This window comes from Aeromonas sp. S16(2024) (assembly GCF_041403065.1).
Classification (GTDB): Bacteria; Pseudomonadota; Gammaproteobacteria; order Enterobacterales; family Aeromonadaceae; genus Aeromonas.
In genome coordinates, this window is the sequence record NZ_JBGLQX010000034.1 from 1 (window position 1) to 23613 (window position 23613).

Sequence of the window (23613 nt, forward strand, 5' to 3'; positions counted from 1 at the left end):
CAGCACATTGTAAAGCTCGATATCTTGCTGATAGTCATGCCGGGTTGCCTGCTCAGGGCGACCATCCAGCAGCGTTTTTAGCTCGCTATACATCAAGCTTCTAGCCGAGTGAGCCCCATTTTTACCAAATTTAAAGCCCAGCTTAACCTGGTGTTCTTCGCTACTCATAAGTGCTCTATTGACCTTAACGGCGCTCAGTTCAAGCTATCAAAGGAGCGTCATTCTACCCCTCAGAGGGCGATTGCTCTATGAAGCCAGGTCACCAAAATCGATCATTTCTACTGTTTGGCCAAAATGCACGCTGCGTCAGCGATTCATCTTGGCGGTCTCGCAGGTCAGAACTACAGCCTGAGTTCACTTTGCACCAAACACAGCTGGCGGTGTACTCGGACCATCGCACCTGACCTGCCCCAAGGAGTTGGTGCGGCAGGTGGTGCCATCGGAAGATCGCAGGTTGCCGAGGCTATCTTTGCGCCAGGTAACTGTAGCGCCGGTGCCGGGATTACTGACACGCACATTGCCCAGACTGTCTTTGCGATAGGTGGTGCCCTCGCTGCTGCGGACATTGCCGAGGGAGTCTTTGCGCCAGGTGGTGCCACTTTCCGAGTCTCTGACGTTACCAAGACTGTCTTTGCGCAGAGTGCCGCTCTTGCCATCGTTACACTGGTAACGGGTGTTGCCGAGGCTGTCTTTGCGATAGGTGCAGTCGGCGGCCCCGGCACTCTCGGCCACCAGCAGTAACAGGGCGCAGGCGCACACGCCAAGCAGAGATAACGAGGGTGTCATAAGCGTGCTCCTTGATACGGGTTGGGACTCTCTTCAAGCGGGCTCAGTATATGCCGCCTGTAACCCCACGCCGATACTGGTTACATGAACATGTCGCATTTTGGAGCAGATGCGGGGGGCCTGAGCACCGCGCCGGCATTCATCGGTTCTTGATGTCTGTTGGATGACGGCGGTAAGGATTTGCAGCCCAGACAATCAAGGCGCCTGGGGCGCCTTGATTGTTTAACGCAAACTGCAACTTTAACGGGCTATGCCGTCGTCGCCGTTTCCTCAATGGCGATCGTGCCGGGCTCTTCCAGTGCCTCGACGATCAATGACAGCCGATCCAGTTCGAAGTCCATATGCACGGTGTCCAGTTGCGGCAGTGTCTTGCTGGCCTTCGCCGAGAGTTTGTTGAATCTCTCCACTTTGCCATACAGCCCTTGTTTGCCCACCAGCGCCTTGACCGTGTTGTTGTAGTGATTGCTGGCGGTGTTGAGCGTGCCGCCCAAGCTGCTCAGACGTTCGGCAACAAGGCAGACCTGGTTGTAGATGTCGCCGGCTTTTTCACTGATCTCGCGGGCCTCGGTATTGCTGCGCTCGATCATCCACAGATTTGATACCGTGCGCAGGATGGGGATCAGGGTTGTATGCGAGACCAGTATCGAGATGATGCCAAAACCGGATAGCCGAACAGCGGTAGGCAATTTGGCTATCGCGTTTGAGCATTATAACGAGCACCACCCGCACAGCGCCTTGGGATACCGTTCACCACGGGAATTTCTGCGCAGTCGGGTATCACAACCCTAAGCGGGAAAAAGTGTCTGGACCTATGGGGTCAAATCCAGTGGTCTCGGCTGACTATACCGGGCCTGCCGCGCAGCTTCGATACTGGGGTTTTGCACATGTCGTGTTTTCAGGCAGGAATGCGTTTTACCATCGCCATTCTGGCCTTGAAGTGAGCTCGTGAATGGTGGTGGTCTGCCCATCAACCTCGGTAAAGGGGTAACCGGTCTCCAGATCCATGCCCAGCGCATAAAGATCGCAACACGGGCAGATCGCATAAACAACAATCCAGGCCTGATGTTGCTCGCTCACCTCCGCCACATCATCTAGAAAACGCTGGTGTTGTTTGCGGTTGTTATCGCTGTGGCAACGAAGCGGTAAGAGATCCAATAAAACCCAATCAAACCACCAATAGTTGAGAAAATCTCTGCAATATCATGGCAACAAGACCACTACGCACAGCATCATAGAGAAGGTTGTCGCAAAAACGATCCATCCGAATGAGTGCGGTCAACATGCAGCAGCAGTCGAGCCTGGACCAGGTCGCAATCACGGCACTCTGTGCCTGCTCTTGCTCTGCTGGTGTCAGGGATGACTGCGGTGCCATTACAACGCTGGCTTGCGGCCAATCCAAACCAGTTGGCTGCATGATTCCCAGCTCATAGCAGGCAGAAGCAAGCACCAACGTCTGCTCATCCTCACTCTGCTCCACCACACCTTGCATACGTATAACCAGTTCGGCCAATTCGCAGTCCTGAGGCAAGCGACAGGTATTTGCGTCATGTAGCGTCAGTGCCATATCAGAAATCTTGTCATACCAGGCTAAACGCTCACGCCAACTAGCCGGGATCCCTTCTTCGCCATAATAGGCACCGGCCAGTTGGCCATAGATAGCAGCCACAGTGTCGGCATCATCCCCTAGATTGGCAGCCAGCAAAGCACCTTCGGCAAATGTAGTGCTATGCCAGAAACTCCATAGTGCCGCCTCCAGGCTGTGCACAACATAACCACTACTGGAAATCTCGTGACGAGTCTTGTGGCGATAAGTTCCACACGCGATCGCGTCTATCTCCTCCGGCAATACTCCCAACGCACTCAACTCAGACTCTGTCAGTTTCAGAACCGCATCTTTGCCAGCATCTTGGGAGGGATCGATGAGCAACGCCTTATCAATAAACAGTGCCATCAACTGACACGCCGCAACGGCCCGAGCCTCACCATGGGTAGTACGAGAACTCAGTGCAACCATATTCAAGAGATATTGCAGAGCATTCTCTCTTTTTTGCACCCTATGCTGACTGTAAAAGAGCACAATGGGCGCTAATCGCATCAAGCTGCCGTTTCCTGCACTCATGGCATCTTCACTGCCAGGATAAGGGTCGCCACTATGACCATACTGGCGTAGTGCCCTTCTGACGGTACTACCAATGTCAAAGCAATAACCTGTCACTGAGTTTTCACCCTGCCGATACCAACGTTGATAGCGAGCTAACTGATCGAGTGGATCATGTCGATGACATGCCAACAGGCTGTCAGCCAAACACAAGGCCATGCTGGTATCATCGGTCCATTGACCAGCTTCGAGCTTAAATGGCCCCCCCCCGATCATATCTGTCAATGCCGTGTAACTATCACGGGGAGCAAACTCTAGGGTTGTACCCAATGCATCGCCAATAGCGAGGCCAAGCAGACATCCCTTGGCGGCACTCTGTCTGTTTTTCATACGTGTAATGTCCATGGAAGAGATATATGCACCAACGCTCCGGCAAGACTGAAGACTGTTGCGAGCGAATGATGCAGAAAAGCCCTATAAAAGAAGGAGTAGCATCCCCTTGCAACCTGCTGATTAACAGCCGAGCGCATCCTCACGCAGGGTGCCCTGTTTGCCATCGTCACACCGGTAGCGGGTATGGCCCAATGCATCTTGCCGATAGGTGCAGTTGGCCGCTTGCGCAGGATGAGCAAACAACCAGCCCGCCAGCACACCGAACAGGGCTAACCCACGCCACCTCGCTCGTGATGACTGTCGGCCAAGGTGAACCTGATCTCGATGCTGTCGTCTGCGGTCCATCGCCGGTTTCCTCTGATGTGTACCTAGTTAAGGGTACTGTGTTCGCCGCCCTGCTCCGATACTGAGGTTTTGCACATGTACCATTTTCAGGCAGATGTTCGCGGCTCTGCTGCGAGCATGTTGCAGCCCGTTGCCGCAAAACCGGGTTGCAGGGGCTAGCCACCCACGCCCCTTCCCACTGGCGGTGGGTTACTCCGTTTGCGCAGTCGGTTTTCTACGTTTAATGCGCCACTCATGCTGACAGAGGGTGCAACACCACTCCATCGAGTAGCCGATCTCAATGTAGCAGCCCCCCAATGCCACTTCACGGCGATCGCTCATCGCGACCAATTCTTCAGACGGCATGCCATAGACGATATCAACACCACTCTTTTGCCTGCAGGCCGGGCAGATATATTTCCTTCGTCTCGTCATCTTCCATTGACCATGTTGTTACCGATTGAGGCCATGCTACGCGATCCTGGCCAACCAAAACTTGCGTTGATGCAAACATTGGGTTTTATAATGGCTGTATGGATATACAGCCTTGCAGCATGATGAACCTACTCACCCCAGACCTTTCAGCCACTGAGGTGGCCATGCCGCTGTTCTTGCAGCGGGCCTCTTGCGGCTTTCCCAGCCCCGCCAGCGACTATCTGGAAGGCAGTCTCGATCTCAATCGTCACTGCATCAGCCATCCGGCCGCCACCTTCTACCTGCGTGCCGAGGGGGAGAGCATGACCGGGGTCGGTATCTTTCCCGGTGATGTGTTGGTGGTCGATAAGAGCCTGACCGCCCGCCACGGTGACGTGGTGATTGCACTGCTCGATGGCGGCTTTACGGTGAAGATCTTGCAACTCACCCCCCGGCTCGCGTTGCTGCCCGCCAACCCAGCCTTTGCCCCGCTGGCGGTGGATGCCGAGCAAGGGTTTGAGCTGTTCGGGGTGGTGACCCATGTGATCGGTAATTTGAGGCAGCGTGATGGCCATTGCGCTGGTTGATGTTAATAACTTCTACGCCAGTTGTGAGCGGCTGTTTCGCCCCGAGCTGCGTGGGCGACCACTGGTGGTGCTCTCCAACAACGATGGCTGCGTGGTGTCTCGCTCTTACGAAGCCAAGGCGATGGGCATCAAGATGGGGGTGCCCTACTTTCAGATACGCGAGCCGTTTGAGGCGCATGGCGGGGTGGCGTTCAGCTCCAATTATGCCCTCTATGGTGATATGTCGAGCCGGGTGATGAGCACGCTGGAGACCATGGCCCCTGAGCTGGAGGTCTACTCCATCGATGAAGCATTTCTGGCGTTGTCGGCGTCGTTTGCCGGGGATCTCACCGCCTATGGGCAGCAGATCCGCCAGCGGGTGCTGCAGTGGACCGGCCTCACGGTCGGGGTCGGCATTGGCCCCACCAAGACCCTCGCCAAACTGGCCAACTATGCCGCCAAAAAGTGGCCTGCCACCGGCGGCGTGGTCGATTTGCACGATGAACTGCGCCGGGCCCGACTGATGGCGATCACCCCGGTGGAGGAGGTGTGGGGGATTGGTCGCCGCTTGACGGTCAAGTTACAACGGCAAGCCATACACACGGTGGCCGATCTGGTCGCCAGTGATGCCAAAAGGTTGCGCGCCCAATTCGGCGTGGTGGTCGAGCGGATCGTGCAGGAGCTACGTGGCCTGCCTTGCGCAGAGCTGGCCGTTGAACCGGTGGCGAAGCAACAGATCCTCTCCAGCCGCTCGTTTGGCGAGCGGATCACCGAGTGCGCGGCAATGGCACAAGCCCTGGCGGGGTTTATGGCTCGCGCTGCCGAGAAGCTGCGGGCGGAGGAAATGTGCTGCCAGCGGGTGCACCTGTTTGTGCGCACCAGCCCGTTTGATGAGCAGGCCCCCTATTACAGCGAGCAGGCCGGCGTTCGGCTGGTCTGCCCAACCGATGACACCCGTTTGCTGCTGCAGCAAGTGAGCGTGCTGCTACCGCAAATTTGGCGCGACGGCCATCGCTATCAAAAAGCGGGCGTGATGCTCAGTGAGTTCACCCCCAAGGGGCAGCAACAGGCCGATCTGTTTGCCTCGCCCTCCCCTCAATCGGATGCGCTGATGGCGGTGCTCGATCAGATCAAGGCCAAAGGATTGGGAAAAGTCGGCTTTGCCAGTCAGGGTACGGGGTCACCCGAGTGGATGATGCGCCAAGCGCACCTGAGCCCCTGTTACACCACCCGTTGGGAAGATCTGCCGGTGGCACGTTGACCTCCTCCCCTCCCTCAACAAGGCGAAAGCCGCCCCCGGCACCAAATGGTCACAGCTACGTGATGGGGAGTCGCGGGTATGGTGGTTCCCGATTGCGGAGGGCGATGCATCACTCACCCTCTTCACCCGCACCAAGAGTCAATCCGTCGAGGGCGAGTAAGTGTGGAGGGGCGCACCCTTTCAACCGGCGCAATTCGATATTGCGATCGTGACCCCGCCGACTTTCTATCTATAAAAAAATTGGAGCAAATATGGCAACTCGGGGTATCAACAAAGTCATGCTGATCGGCCATCTTGGCCAGGAGCCGGAGGTGCGGCAGATGGCACAAGGGGGGGCGGTGGCCACCATCAGTCTGGCGACCTCCGAGAGTTGGCGTGATCGGCAAACCGGCCAACAGCAAGAGCGGACCGAATGGCACCGGGTGGTGTTTATAGGCAAGATTGGTGAGATTGCCGGTCAGTACCTCAAACAGGGCCGCACATGGCGGCCCTGTTTCTTTACGAACTCGCCCAACAGGCCTCGCTCATCCCAGCCGTTTGTAGATCCGGGCATCCTCATCGGATTTGTGAAACCAGTAAAAGTCGGGTAAGCCCACAAACACCCGCCGCCAGTGGTACACCTCGGCTGACAGGCGATCGGCCATCTTCACGATGGTTTCAGGCATGTACTGGATTTGCTGCTTGCCCACCGAGGCCGACAGGCAGGCGGTCAGCGCTTCAAACACCCGCGGCTCTTGCGCCATCAATGGCTCGAGGTAAGGCTCCAGCTTCATAAAGTTCAGCGCCTCATGGGAGGAGCAGATCCCCTCTCCGCTGCTGTTGTTGTAGTAAAGGTAGAGCTTGCCGACATCGTGCAACAGCCCGCCCAAAAAGGCCACGTCGGCGGTGCGGCTGTCGAGCTGGTATTGCTGGCAGAGCATCCTGGCCGTCAGCGCCACTTCAACACTGTGTTCCAGCAAGCCGCCCTCGTAGTCATGGTGGTGGTGATGACTCGCTTTGCCGCGATAGAAGGCGGCAATAAAGGGTTTATCAAACAGCAGCCCCTGGACAAATTGACGAACCCCGCCACTGGGCAGGCCAGCATAAAATTGCCATAGCTGCTCTATCATCTGGCCATGAGCGGCTGACCGTGCCTGCTCGAGGTGAAACAGCCACAGCTGGCGGGCGGCCTCGCCGGTCATCCCCGCAATCCCCTGCGTAGGCAGGCCGACCGGAGCAGACGGCTGGGCGGCAAGCCGCCAGCGCACCAGCTGGCCACTGGGCTCGATATGAGCCATCTCACTGTGCGACACCACCACCAACTGGGTGTCACCGGGCGTCCACAGTTGCCACTGCTCCAAATGCCCCTCAAGGCAATGCAAGCGCGTTGCCCACAGCAATGGACCAGGTTCCTGCCGATTAATGACGTGGGCCATGGTGGATCTCCTCGTTAAGGATGGTAGTGCTCTCATCGCGCTGACCCGATGCGGTCGGCTCATAGCGACTGAGCATCTGCTCAAAGGCATGCCCATCGCGCCCCGACAGATCCGGCACATAGCGGGAATAGACCCGAAACAGCATTTGCGTGCTGTTGTGGCCCAACTGCCGGGCAATCCACTCCGGGCTCTCCCCGGATGCCAGCCAGAGGGTCGCGGCCGTGTGCCGAGTCTGATAAGGCTTGCGCTTCTCCAGATCGAGCAAAGCTAATAACGGATACCAGATCCGGTTCGCCACATTGCGATCCTCCAGCGGACGGCCATTGCGGTTACAAAACACAAAGTGATCCGGAGTGACATCAATCCCTTGCCGGCTGCGCTGAAGCAGCAGTGCCTCATACACCCGCTCGCTCATTTGCACCGTCCGGTAGGAGCCATCGGTCTTGGTCGGGATCAATTCATCGCGCACCCAGGCTTGATAAATCTGCAACTGCCGGCGCTCAAAATCGACATGGCGCCAGGTCAACCCGTGGATCTCGCTAGAACGCAAGCCGGTGAAAAAACGGGTGATGTAGTAAGGGCGATAATCCGCCCGCACCGTGGCCACGATGTCACCTATCTCGTCGAGACTGAACGGCATGATGGTAGTACGGGGGATTTTGAGCGCCCGAATATTGCGCCAAGGAGAGATAAAGCCGTAGCGGTCGGCCGCATCAGTCAGCATCATCCGCAGCGGCGTCATGATGTGATTCACCCGCGAGGCGGAGATCGGCTTGCCACTGCGCCCGGGCAACTGGGTCACCTGCGCCCGGAATGCCAAAATAGCGCCCTTGTCGATCAGGCTCAGCGGCTGGTTGCCAAACTGCGGCAACAGGTGACCATCGAGAATGTCGCGTACCGTCTCCCGCTGGGAGGTGCGCCATTCTGCCGCCTTTTCGGCATACCACTGCTCGGCGAAATCGCGCAGCAAGGGGCACCCCGCCAACAATACCGCTTCCCGCTTGGCCTGGTTGGCGAAATAGTCAAAGCGAGGGCTATTGGGAAACGCCTTGCAGAAATCAAACTGCCCCAGCGTGATCTGAGCCTCCATCCGCTCACAATACTGCTTGAGCTTGCGACGATTTTGCTCACTATCCGGCAGGCCGGTCCGTTCCCGACAACGTTTGCCCTTGAAGGTAAAATCGAGATACAGCCGTTGGTTGAGACTGAAAATAGACGCCATCTTGCCACCCCCTAGCCTTGGAAAGATTCGAACGTGGCGCTGTGCTTGAGCATCTCCTCTTCGATCGGCTCCCAAAGGAACAACAGCTTGCGTCCCCCAAACGGGCGAATGTAATGCAGCCCTTCGAGCAGCACGGAATCCTTGAGCTGGTTGCGGATGGTACGCGGATCAAACTTGATCCGTGCAGAGAGCTCTTCTGTTGTCAGATAGGTGTATGCCATAATCATATCCTCGCTTTATTCTCTTCAAAGACACCATATGCACTACAGGAGAGACTTTAGCACCTTTAAACACCCTTGCAAGACATTTTGCTACGCTGTGGGTATTTTTTTTATGGAGGAGTAATGATTAAGTGCCACTTGTCGAGAATTTTAGGTGAGCGAAAGTTGAAAGTTGCTGAAGTAGCTAGAGAAACAGGTATAAACCGGAACACCATTCACCGTCTCTACAATGAAACTGCGACACGGATAGAACTGGATGTGATAGAACAGTTATGTCGCCACTTAGATATCAATGTTGGGGATTTGTTCGAGATTCAAGGATCTACCAGTCAGTGAAGGCTGTTATTGCTATCAATTCATACTGGCCGATGTAAACCAGCCCATTGCTGAGTAGTTGCTGCATTTCACACAAAATCAGCGGAACTGAGAGTCTTGGGCTTTGGGCTCCCTCTTCAATCCGTCCGATCTGACAGATAGAAAGCACCGGCCAGCAGACCATAGACCAACCGTACGCGCTCATCCCGGCCCAGCAATACCCCGAGCAATACTTCGCCACTGGCCAGGTCATCCCCATGCCAGAAGCACCAAAGTGCAGCCTCTACCACATCCAGCCAGCTGGCGTGGCCCAGCTGGTTGCGTGATTTGCGCCGCCAGCTGCCACGCACCACGGCATCACTATTCGGGGATCTGACCGCCAGCGCCCGCAACTCCATCACACTTACCGTGAGTCCATCCTGCTTGGCCGGACGGCTGCCACGCCCTCCCCGCAGCAATTTGTCGAGCAGTAGCGCCAACAGGCGAAACGCATCCTGATCTTCAAAGCGGGCGTCCCTCCCCAGCAAGTCGGCAGCACCGGCCATCAGTTGCTCACGCCCCTGGTCGATGGGCAGTAACGTGCGATCCAACCGGTGTTGCTCGATATGGATGGCCAATGCCGCCATCATCGCCAGCGGTGACATCTTACCCTGTTGGTGACATGCGCCGTTGGCTAGTAAAGCGGTCAGCGTCGTCACTCGCTCGGCTGACAACAAGCAACATATCCCCCTGATCAGGGGCATGCTTGCCTGATCTGATAACCGCGTTGGGTTCATGGTGCCTCAGTGCCGATCGCGTTTGAAGTGAGCGGTTTTATGCCCGACGGTGACAATCTCGCCGCCTTGTTGGACCAGATAGTGACGACGTAGTCGCTGACAGCATTGTGCGGGCAATCCGCACTCGGCTTGCAGCATAGCCACGCCTTTGCGATCGAGATAAACCACTTCGCGGCCCTGGTGATACGCAGAGCGCCCGCTGCTCAGCAGCAGCTCCACCCACTCGGGATCAATACCACGCTGCGGCATCCGGCACGCGGCGTGATGGCTGTATGCACTGTCCAGCTTTCCGTTCATGACATACTCCTGTAACGTTCATCTCGATGGATTGATTATATGTAGCCTGTATACTCATGCCGATACTGGTTACATACACATGTCGCATTTTGGAACAGATATGGCACCCAAAGAGCTCACCTGGGATCAAACCCTGCGTTTTCGTCTGCTGGAAATCGTATTGCAATGGGAAGGACGGCTGACCACCAATCATTTGATGACCGCCTTCAATATCGGTCGCCAGCAAGCGTCACGGGATATCAATCACTACCTGACTCACTATGCACCGGACGGGCTGGTCTATGACAAAAGTCTGAAGGGATACAAACCCACCGACCACTTTGTGCCGCGCTTTAGTGAAGGCAACGTCGATGAGTACCTGATGCTGTTGCACCGTGAGAAGCAGCACCAGCGCCAACATGAAGCGGGCCTGTTAACCCTGCCGCTGATGGACCTGCGCTACGGCCATATCGAGATCCTGGATGTGCCCAACCGCCATATCGACCCGAAAATCGTGCGTGGTCTGGTGCAGGCGGCGCGCGGCCAACTGCGGGTCGATGTCGATTACGTGTCGCTCAGCTCAGAGGCGCAGAGCGGCCGCAATATCGTGCCCCATACCCTGGTCTATGACGGGATCCGCTGGCACGTGCGCGCCTACTGCGAGAAGAAAGGGGAATATCTGGACTTCGTGATGAGTCGTTTTCGCGGCGAACCAGATCTGCTGGATGCCTCCCCCCACGGCCGGGATCAGGATCGGGAGTGGAACACCCGGGTCACCGCCATCGTTATCCCCAATCCAGCCCTCAGCGAAGGACAGCAAGCCATCATTGCCAGCGACTACGCCATGGCAGATGGCAAGCTGTTGATCAGCCAGCGCATCCCTTTGATGCACTATGCACTGGAACGGATGCAGGTGAGCTATAACGGCGAACACCAACAACATCCTCTGCTCTACCCGCTGGTGCTGGCAAATCGAGAGGAGCTGATCGAGCAAGGCTGTACCTTCAAGCTCAAGAGTGCAGATTTGCTTGTGCTGCCACGTTAATACACTCCCCACCCTAACGGACGGGGATCCCTACTGCCAGACAGTTATGCCCCGCCGTGAGAATGAGCGTCGACGATGATCAGGCGTCCAAGAATCCGTGATGAGGGCGTTTCAGGTCGTCAGATGCGCAGCGCGCAGTGGTCAGGCAGCTGGCAAAATGGCGAAGCAAATAGATTTTATTCTATTTCAGCATGTTGCATGTTCAATCTGTAAGCTCACGCGCGGTTTGACGTGCAAAGTCGGCTTTCTTCTTGTTACCTAGCGATACCAGCTCTTGGATGCTCATTACTTTCAGCGCCACGACATAGGCGACTGTCCGTAGCAATGGAGTGCTGTAGCGCGCCATTGGTTTTACCGTGTCAGCATTTTGCTGCCGCTCAGTAGAACGCTGACAGATACCCGCCTCGTCAGGATGAATTATTCGCAGTAGTGCCCGGTTAGCCCCACTTTTTTCAATGAATTCACTCTTCACGCGATAGCGTGAGATGACCTCCCGCCATGGGGCTTTTTCACTCCGTTTGGCGCCACATCGTACCTCGATCGCAATCCGTGTCGCTGGCAGCAGTAATACCGTCACACTCAGGAAGGCTTGCAACATCTGTGGATCCGTGAAGGGGATCCCAGTGTTGCGAGTATTGCTTCGGACTAGCAGATAGCCAATCCATTCGATGAAAGCCGCTCGTTGCTCGCGATAGACCTGGCGAGCCAGTTTAACCACTTTACGGAGTTCGATTTGCTCCTTATGACTGCGCAAGGCTCCAGGAAGCAAATTCAGATGATGTGACGTTGAGTAGAGCAATCGCTGTGCTCCCCGCTGAGTCTTAAATGCTTTAAGTAAATGAATTTTTTCAACTAACTCATCGACCATAGCGGGTGTGAGTTGATAACGATTGAGTTGATCGGTGATATCTTCATGTCGTGCGAACCGTGCGATCAGCTCCAGAGCGGCATCAAAATCCAGCTTGTGTTTAACCAAGGGAGGGTAAGGTGCACACTCCATCAGGACCCAGGAGACCTGTTGAAGATAAGGCGAAAGCGACTGGAGCAGGGCCTCCCGGCAGCGCTGCCATGTCAAGGGCCCCTCCAACCAGTCGTTCTGTGTGAGCTTTGCACGAGACAGCCCGGTGAAGTGGTGTCGCAGTGACAAAGACCAGTCGTACTTGGCCTGCAACAGACACGCTGCATTGACCCAGTGGGTAAAATGCAAATATGAGTGCAACGTCGTCTCCGGGCTCTGATGGCCAGCAAACTGGGCCAGCGCCCAATAATCCCCCTGAGTGGATGAGTGTGTGATGGTCTGGTAGATAGAGGTACACTGTGCGGCCGACCAAGGCAGGAAATGTGCCCACCCTGGCAAACTGTGCAGTGCCAGAGCTTCGTGATGTAGCAGCAGTTGTAGGCGGCTCAATGCCGTATGCCGCAGATGATGGAATGTATAGTATTTCCCACCAACCTGCCGAAGGATACTGGTTAACGGCCCCCTGATCTCTTCATCCGACATCGGTATCAACCAACCGCTCTGTGAGGGAAACGCCAGCGCGTTCGCGTTTTTCGCCTTTCGCGGCCATAACCCAGACAAGTACGCATCCAATCGAGTACGCTCTTCCGGGGTCAGCAAGACCCCCAGGGGGATCTTGCGGGTGGCACTGTCACTCTTGCCATCATCAAGCCGGGTATCGCGGATATATAGCCAGCACTCTGGACTGCGTTCGATATCTTTTAACCTGAGCTTTTGGATCTCGCTCAAGCGCAGTCCAGCACGATAAGCCACGATGTATAACGCGCTCAGACACTCTCGGTAACTCGATGAGGTGTGCGTCATCCGCTCCATTCCACGCAGCAACTGTCGAAAGAGAGGTTCACTGAGATAGGTGGCACGCACATGGGGCCTCTGGCGCTCGCGCGGGACCAGCTCCTCCGGCAATGGGGCCAAGTGGTAACTCGCCACCGCATAGCTGTGCAGGCTGGTCAAGCGTGCAGCCATGTAGCTGACAGCATTCTTTTGGCTAACGGGCGCCTCGGAAGAGGAACTTTCCGGCTCTGCGGAGGAGGATCTTTCCAGGTCCGTCCGTTCAACCGCACCAGAGAGCGCCGGGTCGACGACCAGATTTGAAGTCCCCCCATACTCTTCCAGCAATGCTCGATAACAGCTCAGAAAACGATCGCCATCCCATAAGCCGAGATCATGATCAAAGCACCGAACAAGCCATTGCTGACCACCGCGACTAAGGTAACTGCGCAGCGTCGAAGGCTTGTTTTTGTTCTTTGCGATGCATTGATGTAGCCACCCAACCAGGATCTGCTCTGACTTGCTGAGGGTCTGCTCATTGCGCAACCGGTTCAGTCCTGCGAGGCAGCTTGCCTTCGTCTGCTTGCGAGTCGCGCTCTCCTTTTCCGCCAACACCGTTCGCAACCGAGCCAGTAAGGATGAATAAGGGTGGTCTTCGCCATGGTAGCGCCAACGCTTGGAACTGCCTGCCGTCAGGTTATCGACTAATCCGGTACTCGCCTCCTGCGCCAAACACACCACTTGGTGACCATCCGCAACCGTCGGATGATGCAGTGAAAGCCAGTTTTCATGAGGCAGCGGTACACTGTGTAACGCCCCAGATGCCACATGAGTCAGGATCTGTGGCCAGCGGACCCCGGCTTGCCCACCGGTTACCAGACTCGCCCCTTGGCAAAACTCTTTGATCCCGCGCAGGGGTGCAGTCAGATGTCTCTGGGCCCATAAGCTGAATGTGTCGAGCTCAACGGCAAGCTCAAACGTTTTGCCGCGCCGACGATACCAGCGCTGTACCAACCCCAGAGTCGGCAGGCTTAGGAAAATCTGGAGCTCGGTAACCCCCTTCCCTGCTCTATCGTGCGCATTGGTGGCCAACGCCTTGCTCTCTAACGTCAAAGGCAACCAAACAACTGAGCCATTCGTGCATAATCTTCGCCGCTCAGCGATGGCCAGCATCAGTGCGTGCAAAATCGCCGTCTGGTGTACACCGCAGTAAAACACCGCGCTATGAAGAATGTCGGCCAGTAAATCTTCAGCTTCGATCAGGCTAGTGTCGCGGGCCTCGATCTGTCTATGCCAGTTCAGCAGCGCTTGACTACAGCGCTGCGCTTTGTCAAACCACTTTTCAGTGTAAGGTAGCGGGCGCCGAAGCACCGTCAGGGGGATTGTCGGCAACGGCAACTGCCAATACCCGCTGGTATTGCCCTGCTGCAGGCAAAGCAGGATGGCTCGCAGCCCAGCCTTGAATTCAGACTGTCGCCTATACTTGCCCGTCAACGTGCTCATCGCCAATGGCCACAGATACTCAAACCCTCGGACATCGGCTGGCTCCTTGAATAGGCCGGGCAAATGTTGCAACAGCGCATCCAGTGCTCGACGCTCTATTTGCACCTGAGCACGTTTGAGACGATCCCGACGCATAGCCCGACCAGACCGAAGAACGTTCGCTGCACGCTCATCTTCCTTTCGAAGCTGTTCACGCCAATCGATCAGTGGATTGTCCATTCGCCCATCACCTTCAACCCGAGGGTTTGATGCCATTTGTCCAGCACGTCCGTCAGGGTAAATAGATCGCTCAACGCCGCACTACTGTACTGGTTTGTGAACTCTGTCCCCATCTCCTCATGACCAAGCAGCGCATCGATAAACTCGGTGGCCACGCCTTGCTCCAGCAGGTGGCTGCGCACCGAATGGCGATGCCAGTTTGGCGCCAGGGGCAACAGATTTTCGAACTGCCTCATCATCGAATTTGGGGTGACGATTTCTGTGCCTTCCAGGCTGCCATCTTTGGCCTCGACCGCCCAGAACAGGAGCGCTCCAGCTCCACTCAATGCTTGCTCCGCCGCCGACACTAACGGCGCAAGCAGCGGCTCACGCTGACATGCCAAATATGTCAAATAGCGCTCCCAGGCTTGCAGTTGCTGCACTGCCAACGCTGACAATGGCACCAACCTTGCCGAGCTCACAGATCGTCCCTCTTTGTCTGTCAGCCGGATAAAGCGACTGATGAGGCAGTAATCACCACGCCTGCCGTACATCTCCGTCACGGGCCTGGCGGCAGTAGAAAGATGGAGGATCAACAAACTGTGGCGCACGAGGAGGTTATGATATTGCGTCAGCGTTGGACGCTGCTGCCGTGACCCACTGAGTCGTGCACAGAGGTACTGCTGATAATTTCCTAGGAGTCGAGCAAGCTCGCCAACGCTAGGATAGAGGCGTGATCCGACAGCTCCTTGTTCTAATTCCGGTGCCAGCACCACCGCGGTCATCCCCATGGAGGCCAAATAACGGCGCCAGATCTGCAACACGTCTTTACGTGGCACATGACTGTAGGCCATAGGGGAACATTGCTGAGCCGCCTTGCCACGCAGGATACCGGCAATGGCGCTATCAATCCCCTCTCTTTGCAACCAAGCACGCTGGTAGTTTTGCAGCTGTCGCATGGTCAAGGCCGTGCCAGCTCGCTCATTTGCTCGCGCTAAACAATCCACCTGCGCGCTACTACTCAATGTCCTCCAACCGTGTCCAACCAATAAATGAGTGGCCCATTTTGGCAAAGGTAGCTGCAAGAATAAGTCGCTCTTTGGCAAAAAAGAGTGCAATTTCCTATGCACTCGGCTGTGGGCAACCTCTACATAGCGTTGTAGATACGCCCCATGAGGAAGCCGCCAAATACCACTGGCATTCTTTGAGGGTCCGTCGTCATCGGCAAATCGAGAGCCAGGAGCAGGCAATTTAATCTCAGTACTCGGCCAGACCGGCAGCTTGTGCAAGTCCTCGCTACTCGTGCCCATCACCAGTTGCAGCAGGATCGACAGCGCCGGCAACGCCGTTTCATCGACCGCCTGAGGCATCAAGGCATCGACGAGGCGTGTGATCTGTGACGCTGTGGCAATCCAAAGGTTGGCCGGCAACTGCAGATGACGCATCGACATGGAGAGCGCTACCGAGGCGCTTTGCAAAACCCTCGCCTGAATATCCATCAACCCCTGTGGCTGAGAGGACACCAGCAGCGTCTGCTGCTCAGGGAGGGTTCCTCGCTCCTCTTCACCCTCCCACTCGGTCAGTTTGACTTTGCCGCGCTGCAGCAGAACCTCCCGTAGCAACAGGATTTGGGTCCGCTCGTCGAGCTGCTCTTGATAACGCGCCTCCAGTTGGAACCGCTGGCGTTCGCCGGTTGACCGGGTACCCGTTTTGATCTCTTTGGCTCGCGCCTTATAGAGTCGGCTCAGTAGGGCCTCCAAGGCCCCTGTATTGACGCTCACCTGCTTGTTATTGGCATATTGCTCTCTCTGGATCTTGATGGCTTGCAATAGCGTCAGTATCGGCTGCGTAAAATCGACCTCAGACAGGGCCTTAATCATCACCTCACGTTGATTGTTCGCCATCAGCCTGACGTTGCGCAGCGCCTCTTCGACCGTTTGGTCCCGCTCGGCAATACCCTGAGAAAAATTGATATGTGATAACGCCAAGACGGCCAGGATCGTCACGGACTTGAGCTGAGCAAATAGCTCACCGTTGAGGCTATAGCCACTACGCAATTCCGCCAAGATGGCGTCAACGAGATAGAATTGGCTGAGTCTCCGATCTTTACTCAACCGCTCACGCATTTGCATGGCAGAGAGTGGCGATGGGGGCAGCATCTCTTTGGATGAGACAGAATCGATCCACTGCAGCTCGGCGGCCAACAACGCGGTCAGTGTTGGATCCAATCCCAGGATCCCCTGACAGCAGGCTTGCAACGATTCAAGGATTTGCCGGTGCCACTCGGCCAACGCCTCCGGAAACACCAGCTGTCGGGTAAGGGAACGGGCGGGTTCAGCGTCAAGACCCTCCACTGCCTGCTCCTGCGAAAGGTCATCACTCATCGGCTAACCTCTGCAAGAAGAAGTTAGGTTCGGGCACCGATACCATCCCGTTCTTTTTGTCTTTTTGCCGGGACTTGCTCAGCGCCTCCTGAGCATGCGCCAGCTGTTCCCGGGACAACCCGCACACCTTGGCCCAATAGTCTTGAGACAACCGCTTCTTCTGAAACCAGTTAAGACGCTGCTCGTCTGTCAGAACGCGATTGAAAATTCGTCGGCTGCATTCGATGAGACGGGGCTCCCCTAACAGCGTCATCAACCTCAGCCACTCCCCGGCCAGATGCTGCTCGACCTCACCCTCATTCAGCCCGCAGGGGATCAATCGTTGCCCAGGCGGCGGTTTGATTGGCGACGGCCAAGACAATACTGGCAACAATGGCCCTACGATCATAAGCGCACTGCCCACATCATCGCCTGACGACAAGGGACGATAGAGAATAATGGCTGACTCCCAGAGCGTATGGAATTGATCGGCAATCGGCAGCCCAGTCTTGAAGCCCAACTCCAACCACGCCTCACGAAACGCGACTAACGCCGGATGGATCTGATAGTTCCCTGACTCCTTCGTCCTCATGTAAACCCCGTGTATCACCCGTTACTAACACATTACATAAAAATGTATTTTGTTTTCAAACAGTTCCTTAGCGATAAACCGATTCAGCCACACACCGAACCTCTGAACCTGCGCATGGCAGGCCTACCGCAGGCAGGTACTGTGAATGAAGTCAGGAATGGAGATGCAATTCACCAAGTGGGTAATCGTCGAGGGAGCGGGATCATTTAGCCGATATGCAAGGGGGAATGTGACTGACTCGGGTGACGTCAATTGAACAATACTTGGCTTTCTCCTGCACATGCTGGACACCGCTGTCGAGCGGTAACGCCTTCAGCGAGATAGGTCGCCATCAAACGACGACGCCATGCTCAATCTGACCGATGAGATCGATAACTGCCTGAGCTCCGACAGCGGTCGTCAGGAAAGTAGCAGGAGGGTTTCCTCCCAGCGCCCGGGCAGGTTTGTTCAACCACTCAAGCGCCTTCCCCCTGTCCCCCTCGAACAGCGACTCCGCAGCCTCCATCACACTAACGAATGAATAGATACGGGCACTCTGAGCGCGGGACAGCAGGGCCGCAGCAGTGCGCTTGCGTGTCACCGTCGAGCGGTCAATGCCAACCAGCTGACAGACTATCTTGACGTCGCAGCCCAGCAACGCAGCCAGTTCATTGACGATGGAGGGAGCCATTCCAGCCACAATGAGATGATGCGCCCCCACAAGCTCCTGGGGCAAGGCCAGCGAGGCCATCAGCCCCTTCGGTTGGCGGATCTGGCGAACAGAACGATAAGCAGCGTAGGACATGGCGAGGCGGCTCCCTGTATCATTGCGCCTTTAAACTAGCCCATCTAAACCATACCATCAACGATGCAGGACTCTTTCAAACCCCAAACGTTAACCTATGAAGCCACCGCAAAACTGCGCCAAACTTGCCACTAAAACTGGCGCAGTTTAGTTAACTGCGCCAAAATGGCGCCATATATATGAAAAACGCGCCAACAAACACGATGTCAGCGACCACAGACCTACTAGAGACTATCAGGGGATCCGAAAGCGGATTGACGCTGGCTGAACTGCTGGGCCGCCACCCGAGCATTGCCAGACGCACCGCACAGCGCCTGATAGCCAAGCTGATTGAAAGCGGCCACATCACAGCCCAAGGCGAAGGACGGGCTCGCCGCTATCATGCTGACTCCGAGAGCCATACCGAGCCCCGGATAGCCAAGGTGGACAGTTTCCCCGCGTTCATCCCACTCTCTGCCGACAGCCTGGATATCCTTGCCTATATCGACCAGCCCCTCCCAGCCCGCAAGCCCGTGGGCTATCAGCATGATTTCTTGCAGGCATATCATCCCAACGAAACCTGTTACCTGTCCGAATCACTGCGCCGTCAGTTGCACAACATGGGCAAGACCACAGACATCGATGAGCCTGCCGGCACATACAGTCGAGCGATCCTGAACCGTTTGTTGATCGACTTATCATGGGCATCGAGCCACCTGGAAGGTAATACCTATAGCAGGCTAGACACCCGTGAACTTATCGAGCACGGCAAGGCCGCGCGGGGTAAGGGAGCCATCGAAACGCAGATGATCCTGAACCATAAAACCGCGATCGAGTTACTGGTCGAAAACATCGACAGTGCCGAATTTAACCGCTACACCCTGATGAACTTGCACAGCGCCCTGGCGGAAAACTTGCTACCCAACCCTGCCGATGAGGGGCGCATTCGCCAACATGCTGTCGACATCAGTAAAAGTATCTATCGCCCGTTATCCACGGCACAACAAATCGAAGAGGTGCTGGACGAGGTGCTGAGCAAAGCCAATCAGATCCACGATCCGTTTGAACAATCGTTTTTCATGATGGTGCACTTGCCCTACCTACAACCTTTTGCCGACATCAATAAACGCACTTCCCGCTTGGCCGCGAATCTCCCCCTGTTTCGTGGCAACCTCTGCCCGCTCACCTTCCTCGATGTACCAGAACAGGCCTACAGCCGCGCCACCCTCGGTGTGTACGAAATGGCCCGCATCGAACTGCTACGCGACCTGTACGTGTGGGCTTATGAACGTTCAACCCAAGAATATCTTGCCATCAAGCGGGATCTCGCCGAACCTGACCCACTTCGCCTAGCATGGCGGGATCTTATCAAACAGACTGTCCGTGGGGTCGTCACGTCGATCCAACTTGATCCACTCAGCACCATTGAACAAGCGGTGTCAGAGAACGTCCCGCAGCAAGAGCGATCGGCCGTACAGGCACTGATTGTTGAAGAGTTGCGAAGGCTGCATGAAGGTGTTCTGGCACGCTATGGTTTACGGCCCTCGGAGTTTATCGCGTGGAAAGCGCAACATGGGCGCTGATTGATACTGTGACAATCGTCGAGTTGAGTATCTATTAAGGTATTCCATAGTGCGGTGCTCTATGCCGAGGACATCATCATGAGTTACCAAAGCCTGGCAGCCACCACTGCCAATATCACAGAGCTCAGACGCAATCCAATGGGGACCATCAAAGAGGGAAAAGGCGATGCCGTCGCCATCCTCTATCGTAACGAGCCAGCATTCTATTGTGTGCCGCCTGAGCTCTACGCCTACTATCTGGAACTGGCCGAAGATGCCGAGCTGAACCGTATTGTCGATGAGCGAGTCAAACGGTCGGAGTTCGTCAGCGTCAACCTGGAGGACCTATGATTTAGAATCCCATCCTTGACATCACTACCCTCAGCTCTTGCAAGTCAACGTTGATCAAGCGCGGGCTGGAGATCAACGCTACGATGCCCCTTATTGTCATCGCAGCATTAGTCGCGTCATGGCCCTCCTCCCCTCATTGTGTGAGCGAACTGGCAGCGCCTGCTGATCTGGGCCCCGGTGTAGTAATAAAGGGGAATTCACTTGGGCGCTTCCGATGGAGACGAACCACTGAAAAGCAAAGGCCGTCAGGCGGCATTCCTGTCTGACTCATCCATCCGGGGTTTTCAGCGTCCAATTTTGACCACCCTGGAGTGTGTGCAACCATCCGATTTTTGGATCGAAGATCCATCAGCAGCTTGTTGTCGTGCTCGGACTTCATGCGGTAGGCTGCGCCCGGCGGCAAGACGTTAGCCTAGTGGTTCATGTCGATGATGACGCAGGGATGGCCGCCACCCGCCGGTTAAACTCGGCAAACTCTTCAGCATTATCTTCCCAACGCTCAATGCTGGCCGCCAGCAGGTCTAACAGCTGGACGTTGTTATCGTAGTCATCCACCAGCTCATCTATCAGTGCCAGCGCACTTTCGTAGTCATGCTGGTTGTCGATATGGGTGAAGTAGGGCAGCTCGGCCAAGGCCTCTCGGAGCTGTACCAGAATGGGTTTCAACATGTCAGAGTTACCTTGTTGGTTGCGCCCCCCCGTTTTCGATAACACTGGGGACCTGTCCAGTTTAGATCTTCAATGGAGGTGGCTGCTTGGTATGACACCATCACTGCATTTGCAAATTTTCCCGAGAAACCTCGGCTAGATTGGCAAAATTTCGTGCTCATCAATTCAAGAAGGTATTTAAAGAAGCGAACGCGGGTGCGAACTTGTGAGCTCCCGTGAAGCGATCGCAACAATCATGGACTCACTGACAGAGACGATCAACCGACGCACCATCGCTGCCTTGGCTTTTGTTGCGCCAACCCCAGTGCACTCCTGCTGAAACTCGTTACACCTTGTTTTAATGGCCCCTTGAATCGAAAGTGCGACACCCATACCTGAGGATCAAGGTTAAATACCGCCTTTAGCGTGTGAAAAACATTTACCGCCTAAAGCAGGTAAATATTGATATACCTGCCACAGCGTGTAAATTAAAAGAAATTACGCTACCAGGTAAGTCAAATCATGAAAGTAACCAGCGCCAAGCAACTTAGTGCCTGTCTCAAGGATGCCAGGCTTTCGCAAAAGCTCTCCCAAGGCAAAGTGGCCGGCAAGGTGGGGATCAGGCAGGACACGGTGTCCAGCTTCGAGCTCAATCCCGAGTCAACCAAGCTGGAGACCTTGTTCAAGATCCTCGCCGCACTGGAACTCTCCCTCGATATCAGGCCCCGCACCGATCCTGCGGAAAACGCCACGCCTGGCTGGAAGGAGGAGTGGTAATGGCCAGCCTGACGGTCTACATGAACGGATACCGGGTAGGTACCTTTACCAAGGCGACCAATGGTGCTCACCAATTTCAGTACGATGAATCGTGGTTGAAGTTGCCAGGCAGCCGCCCCATCTCGCTCTCCATGCCATTACGCCAGCAGCGCTACCAGGGCGATGAGGCCTATAACTTCTTCGATAATCTGCTGCCAGATAACCCGGAAGTAAGAAACCGGGTGGTGGCGCGCTATCAAGCCGATTCCACCCAACCCTTTGATCTGCTCAGTTGCATTGGCCAGGACAGCGTGGGGGCATTGCAACTGGTGGCTCAGGGCAGACCTGTGCCAGACGTTAAGCGCATTGAGTGCAAGCCGCTCTCTGACGCCGAACTGGAGCAGATCATGACCAGCTACCAGCAAGGGATCCCGCTTGGTATGGTGAGGGAAGAGGACGATTTTCGGATATCCATCGCCGGGGCTCAGGAAAAGACCGCGTTACTCTACCTCGACAACCGTTGGTGCTTACCGCATGCAGCGACCCCAACCACCCACATTATCAAGCTGCCCATTGGCAAGATCGAAAGCCACTCCTACTCGATAGACCTCTCCCAGAGCGTAGAAAACGAATATCTCTGCACCCTGATCGCCAAAGCATTGGGTCTTCCGGTTCCCCATTGCTTCATCATGCAGGTCGGCAAGGTCAAGGCTCTGGCGGTGGAACGCTTCGATCGGCGCTACGCCACGGATCGCAGTTGGATCATGCGCCTGCCCCAAGAGGACTTCTGCCAGGTGTTGAATGTACCGTCAGCACGCAAGTACGAGAGCCATGGTGGACCGGGCATTGCTGACATCATGACGACCCTGCTGGGATCGGCCACGCCGGAGCAGGATCGGTACCTGTTTATGAAGTCTCAGGTGTTGTTCTGGCTGCTGGCTGCCACTGATGGCCATGCCAAGAATTTCTCGGTGTTTATCGAACCTGAAGGGCGTTTCCGGCTTACACCGTTTTACGACATCCTTTCCATGTATCCTGCATTTGGTGGTAAAGGATTACATCCCCGTGATGCCAAGTTGGCCATGGGGCTTACTGCAACCAAGGGCAAAAAATACGCGATAGAGCAGATATTTCCTCGCCATTTTTATCAAACGGCCAAGGCGATTGGTTTTGAACAAGTGCAGATGGAAAAAATCATCAGCGAACTGACGGATAATCTGGATGAGGTAATATCAATCGTTCGTCAGCAATTGCCTGATACATTTCCCACTGAGATTGCAGATTCAATTTTGGGTGGACTCAGTTCGAAAGCGCAACGCTTAAAACGATAATTGACCAATGTGACAAATGCCTCTTGCATCGCCCCAAATGAGCCTCTATCGAGGCTCATTTTTTTTGCGTACGAGCGAGTGAATGATCCATTTTAGATCAAAAAAACAACTAAAAATGCAGAAACCTGAAGTGCTAATTTTGGCAACATAAAATTTCCTCAGCTAACCTTGACAGACTTAACGGCAATAAGAGATTGATTTTAAAGTATTATATTTATTTGATGTTTGACGTATTCTGATGACATTTTAACTCTATTAACAGGTACGGCCTTCTAAGCCGTGGGTCGCAGGTTCGAATCCTGCAGGGCGCGCCATTGATGTGACTCTTCCCTCGAAGAGCGACATCGAAGGCAGATTTCAGTGGTGGCTGTAGCTCAGTTGGTAGAGTCCCGGATTGTGATTCCGGTTGTCGTGGGTTCGAGCCCCATCAGCCACCCCATTATTAGCTGTTCGTGCTGGATCAAGCCGACAGGGGCAAGCCTGACTTGCCATGAACCGGGCATCTGATGCCCTCATCAAAACCGGCCCTGTGCCGGTTTTTTTGTGCCCGCGCCCCAGCCTCGCCGCCTGCCCCGAGCGCTCCGCTTCCTCTTTTATTCTCTTTGCCTCCTCCCCTGCTCTCTCGCTCTTGTCTTTTTGCTGGTC

Annotated in this window: 22 protein-coding genes, 1 tRNA gene and 2 pseudogenes; 11 read left to right on the forward strand and 14 right to left on the reverse strand. The window is 55.4% G+C overall.

The genetic code is table 11. From position 1 onward, the window contains the following. Positions 1–354: 354 nt before the first annotated feature. Complete coding sequence (locus tag ACB030_RS18680) at positions 355–786, reverse strand: hypothetical protein (protein WP_223938543.1); 432 nt, start codon at positions 784–786, stop codon at positions 355–357. Between the two features lie 248 nt (positions 787–1034). Then, positions 1035–1373, reverse strand: coding sequence for a DNA recombination protein RmuC (gene rmuC / locus ACB030_RS18685; protein WP_270809147.1), 339 nt, complete (start codon positions 1371–1373; stop codon positions 1035–1037). Positions 1374–1428: 55 nt separating this feature from the next. Between rmuC and ACB030_RS18690 the strand changes: the two are divergent. Next, positions 1429–1575, forward strand: a pseudogene (locus tag ACB030_RS18690) (integrase core domain-containing protein); the annotation flags it as partial. A 123-nt stretch (positions 1576–1698) separates the two neighbouring features. On the opposite strand, the gene ACB030_RS18695 reads toward ACB030_RS18690, so the two are convergent. Both ACB030_RS18695 and ACB030_RS18700 read right to left on the reverse strand, forming a co-directional pair. Beyond that, positions 1699–1863 carry a hypothetical protein gene (locus tag ACB030_RS18695; protein ID WP_182789038.1) on the reverse strand — a complete coding sequence of 55 codons (165 nt, stop codon included), beginning with the start codon at positions 1861–1863 and terminating at the stop codon, positions 1699–1701. Positions 1864–1951: 88 nt separating this feature from the next. Next, a complete protein-coding gene (locus ACB030_RS18700; protein ID WP_069785113.1) occupies positions 1952–3274 on the reverse strand; it encodes an ADP-ribosylglycohydrolase family protein in 1323 nt (440 codons plus the stop codon). An 884-nt stretch (positions 3275–4158) separates the two neighbouring features. Between ACB030_RS18700 and umuD the strand changes: the two genes are divergently transcribed. The 3 genes and pseudogenes from umuD to ssb all read left to right on the forward strand — a co-directional run. Further along, entirely contained in the window at positions 4159–4602 is a 444-nt protein-coding gene (gene umuD, locus ACB030_RS18705) for a translesion error-prone DNA polymerase V autoproteolytic subunit (RefSeq protein ID WP_069785121.1), read from the forward strand. Next, positions 4583–5842 carry a translesion error-prone DNA polymerase V subunit UmuC gene (umuC, locus tag ACB030_RS18710; protein ID WP_103859356.1) on the forward strand — a complete coding sequence of 420 codons (1260 nt, stop codon included), beginning with the start codon at positions 4583–4585 and terminating at the stop codon, positions 5840–5842. Before umuD ends, umuC begins: the two co-directional genes overlap by 20 nt. A gap of 251 nt (positions 5843–6093) precedes the next feature. Beyond that, positions 6094–6318 (forward strand): annotated as a pseudogene (gene ssb, locus ACB030_RS18715) (single-stranded DNA-binding protein); the annotation flags it as partial. 48 nt (positions 6319–6366) lie between these two features. On the opposite strand, the gene ACB030_RS18720 reads toward ssb, so the two are convergent. From ACB030_RS18720 to ACB030_RS18730, 3 genes are read right to left on the reverse strand one after another with little or no spacing between them, the layout of a single operon-like run. Beyond that, the gene (locus ACB030_RS18720) at positions 6367–7257 is read right to left on the reverse strand and encodes an HDOD domain-containing protein (protein WP_336576460.1); all 891 of its coding nucleotides are present in this window, start codon (positions 7255–7257) and stop codon (positions 6367–6369) included. After that, a complete protein-coding gene (locus ACB030_RS18725) occupies positions 7241–8479 on the reverse strand; it encodes an Arm DNA-binding domain-containing protein (protein WP_005327400.1) in 1239 nt (412 codons plus the stop codon). Before ACB030_RS18725 ends, ACB030_RS18720 begins: the two co-directional genes overlap by 17 nt. 11 nt (positions 8480–8490) lie before the next feature. After that, positions 8491–8700, reverse strand: a complete 210-nt coding sequence (locus ACB030_RS18730) for a hypothetical protein (protein WP_042011229.1) — start codon at positions 8698–8700, stop codon at positions 8491–8493. 123 nt (positions 8701–8823) lie between these two features. On the opposite strand from ACB030_RS18730, the gene ACB030_RS18735 reads away from it, so the two are divergent. Next, positions 8824–9036: a helix-turn-helix transcriptional regulator gene (locus tag ACB030_RS18735; RefSeq protein WP_059169687.1), complete on the forward strand. Its 213-nt coding sequence runs from the start codon at positions 8824–8826 to the stop codon at positions 9034–9036. A 116-nt stretch (positions 9037–9152) separates the two neighbouring features. Here the strand turns inward: ACB030_RS18735 and ACB030_RS18740 are convergent, their stop codons facing one another. Both ACB030_RS18740 and ACB030_RS18745 read right to left on the reverse strand, forming a co-directional pair. Beyond that, a complete protein-coding gene (locus tag ACB030_RS18740) occupies positions 9153–9659 on the reverse strand; it encodes a hypothetical protein (protein ID WP_005327398.1) in 507 nt (168 codons plus the stop codon). 138 nt (positions 9660–9797) lie between these two features. After that, entirely contained in the window at positions 9798–10088 is a 291-nt protein-coding gene (locus ACB030_RS18745; RefSeq protein ID WP_041205619.1) for a DUF4258 domain-containing protein, read from the reverse strand. Positions 10089–10188: 100 nt separating this feature from the next. Between ACB030_RS18745 and ACB030_RS18750 the strand changes: the two genes are divergently transcribed. Continuing rightward, complete coding sequence (locus ACB030_RS18750; RefSeq protein ID WP_005327394.1) at positions 10189–11112, forward strand: WYL domain-containing protein; 924 nt, start codon at positions 10189–10191, stop codon at positions 11110–11112. A 202-nt stretch (positions 11113–11314) separates the two neighbouring features. On the opposite strand, the gene ACB030_RS18755 is transcribed toward ACB030_RS18750, so the two are convergent. The 4 genes from ACB030_RS18755 to ACB030_RS18770 all read right to left on the reverse strand — a co-directional run bounded on the left by ACB030_RS18755 (position 11315) and on the right by ACB030_RS18770 (position 18341). After that, complete coding sequence (locus ACB030_RS18755) at positions 11315–14623, reverse strand: tyrosine-type recombinase/integrase (protein ID WP_043133683.1); 3309 nt, start codon at positions 14621–14623, stop codon at positions 11315–11317. Then, entirely contained in the window at positions 14608–16986 is a 2379-nt protein-coding gene (locus ACB030_RS18760) for a site-specific integrase (RefSeq protein WP_024941320.1), read from the reverse strand. The genes ACB030_RS18755 and ACB030_RS18760 overlap by 16 nt, the downstream gene beginning before the upstream one ends. Further along, a complete protein-coding gene (locus tag ACB030_RS18765) occupies positions 16979–17557 on the reverse strand; it encodes a hypothetical protein (protein WP_024941319.1) in 579 nt (192 codons plus the stop codon). Before ACB030_RS18765 ends, ACB030_RS18760 begins: the two co-directional genes overlap by 8 nt. A 331-nt stretch (positions 17558–17888) precedes the next feature. Beyond that, positions 17889–18341: an antitoxin Xre/MbcA/ParS toxin-binding domain-containing protein gene (locus tag ACB030_RS18770; protein WP_021140686.1), complete on the reverse strand. Its 453-nt coding sequence runs from the start codon at positions 18339–18341 to the stop codon at positions 17889–17891. 254 nt (positions 18342–18595) lie between these two features. On the opposite strand from ACB030_RS18770, the gene ACB030_RS18775 reads away from it, so the two are divergent. Both ACB030_RS18775 and ACB030_RS18780 read left to right on the forward strand, forming a co-directional pair. After that, entirely contained in the window at positions 18596–19903 is a 1308-nt protein-coding gene (locus ACB030_RS18775; RefSeq protein ID WP_021140687.1) for a Fic family protein, read from the forward strand. A gap of 78 nt (positions 19904–19981) precedes the next feature. Then, positions 19982–20233 carry a type II toxin-antitoxin system Phd/YefM family antitoxin gene (locus ACB030_RS18780; RefSeq protein WP_010674977.1) on the forward strand — a complete coding sequence of 84 codons (252 nt, stop codon included), beginning with the start codon at positions 19982–19984 and terminating at the stop codon, positions 20231–20233. A 420-nt stretch (positions 20234–20653) separates the two neighbouring features. Here ACB030_RS18780 and ACB030_RS18785 read toward each other — a convergent pair whose 3' ends face one another. After that, a complete protein-coding gene (locus ACB030_RS18785) occupies positions 20654–20902 on the reverse strand; it encodes a hypothetical protein (RefSeq protein ID WP_010674978.1) in 249 nt (82 codons plus the stop codon). A gap of 501 nt (positions 20903–21403) precedes the next feature. Between ACB030_RS18785 and ACB030_RS18790 the strand changes: the two genes are divergently transcribed. The 3 genes from ACB030_RS18790 (at position 21404) to ACB030_RS18800 (ending at position 23407) form a co-directional block, all read left to right on the forward strand. After that, a complete protein-coding gene (locus tag ACB030_RS18790) occupies positions 21404–21658 on the forward strand; it encodes a helix-turn-helix domain-containing protein (RefSeq protein ID WP_005329233.1) in 255 nt (84 codons plus the stop codon). Further along, positions 21658–22968, forward strand: a complete 1311-nt coding sequence (locus tag ACB030_RS18795) for a type II toxin-antitoxin system HipA family toxin (protein WP_139731215.1) — start codon at positions 21658–21660, stop codon at positions 22966–22968. The genes ACB030_RS18790 and ACB030_RS18795 overlap by 1 nt, the downstream gene beginning before the upstream one ends. 363 nt (positions 22969–23331) lie before the next feature. Continuing rightward, positions 23332–23407 (forward strand) — tRNA-His (locus tag ACB030_RS18800). The last annotated feature ends 206 nt before the right edge of the window (positions 23408–23613 follow it).

What these genes read in the sequence shown, in the direction of transcription:
- ACB030_RS18790 (WP_005329233.1), top strand. Translation starts at nt 21,404, where the DNA reads ATGAAAGTAACCAGCGCCAAGCAACTTAGTGCCTGTCTCAAGGATGCC.
- umuD (WP_069785121.1), top strand. Translation starts at nt 4,159, where the DNA reads ATGAACCTACTCACCCCAGACCTTTCAGCCACTGAGGTGGCCATGCCG.
- ACB030_RS18745 (WP_041205619.1), bottom strand. Translation starts at nt 10,088, where the DNA reads ATGAACGGAAAGCTGGACAGTGCATACAGCCATCACGCCGCGTGCCGG.
- ACB030_RS18780 (WP_010674977.1), top strand. Translation starts at nt 19,982, where the DNA reads ATGAGTTACCAAAGCCTGGCAGCCACCACTGCCAATATCACAGAGCTC.
- ACB030_RS18795 (WP_139731215.1), top strand. Translation starts at nt 21,658, where the DNA reads ATGGCCAGCCTGACGGTCTACATGAACGGATACCGGGTAGGTACCTTT.
- ACB030_RS18785 (WP_010674978.1), bottom strand. Translation starts at nt 20,902, where the DNA reads ATGTTGAAACCCATTCTGGTACAGCTCCGAGAGGCCTTGGCCGAGCTG.
- ACB030_RS18735 (WP_059169687.1), top strand. Translation starts at nt 8,824, where the DNA reads ATGATTAAGTGCCACTTGTCGAGAATTTTAGGTGAGCGAAAGTTGAAA.
- ACB030_RS18760 (WP_024941320.1), bottom strand. Translation starts at nt 16,986, where the DNA reads ATGAGTGATGACCTTTCGCAGGAGCAGGCAGTGGAGGGTCTTGACGCT.
- ACB030_RS18725 (WP_005327400.1), bottom strand. Translation starts at nt 8,479, where the DNA reads ATGGCGTCTATTTTCAGTCTCAACCAACGGCTGTATCTCGATTTTACC.
- umuC (WP_103859356.1), top strand. Translation starts at nt 4,583, where the DNA reads ATGGCCATTGCGCTGGTTGATGTTAATAACTTCTACGCCAGTTGTGAG.
- ACB030_RS18770 (WP_021140686.1), bottom strand. Translation starts at nt 18,341, where the DNA reads ATGTCCTACGCTGCTTATCGTTCTGTTCGCCAGATCCGCCAACCGAAG.
- ACB030_RS18740 (WP_005327398.1), bottom strand. Translation starts at nt 9,659, where the DNA reads ATGTCACCGCTGGCGATGATGGCGGCATTGGCCATCCATATCGAGCAA.
- ACB030_RS18720 (WP_336576460.1), bottom strand. Translation starts at nt 7,257, where the DNA reads ATGGCCCACGTCATTAATCGGCAGGAACCTGGTCCATTGCTGTGGGCA.
- ACB030_RS18755 (WP_043133683.1), bottom strand. Translation starts at nt 14,623, where the DNA reads ATGGACAATCCACTGATCGATTGGCGTGAACAGCTTCGAAAGGAAGAT.
- ACB030_RS18750 (WP_005327394.1), top strand. Translation starts at nt 10,189, where the DNA reads ATGGCACCCAAAGAGCTCACCTGGGATCAAACCCTGCGTTTTCGTCTG.
- ACB030_RS18765 (WP_024941319.1), bottom strand. Translation starts at nt 17,557, where the DNA reads ATGAGGACGAAGGAGTCAGGGAACTATCAGATCCATCCGGCGTTAGTC.
- ACB030_RS18680 (WP_223938543.1), bottom strand. Translation starts at nt 786, where the DNA reads ATGACACCCTCGTTATCTCTGCTTGGCGTGTGCGCCTGCGCCCTGTTA.
- rmuC (WP_270809147.1), bottom strand. Translation starts at nt 1,373, where the DNA reads ATGATCGAGCGCAGCAATACCGAGGCCCGCGAGATCAGTGAAAAAGCC.
- ACB030_RS18700 (WP_069785113.1), bottom strand. Translation starts at nt 3,274, where the DNA reads ATGAAAAACAGACAGAGTGCCGCCAAGGGATGTCTGCTTGGCCTCGCT.
- ACB030_RS18730 (WP_042011229.1), bottom strand. Translation starts at nt 8,700, where the DNA reads ATGGCATACACCTATCTGACAACAGAAGAGCTCTCTGCACGGATCAAG.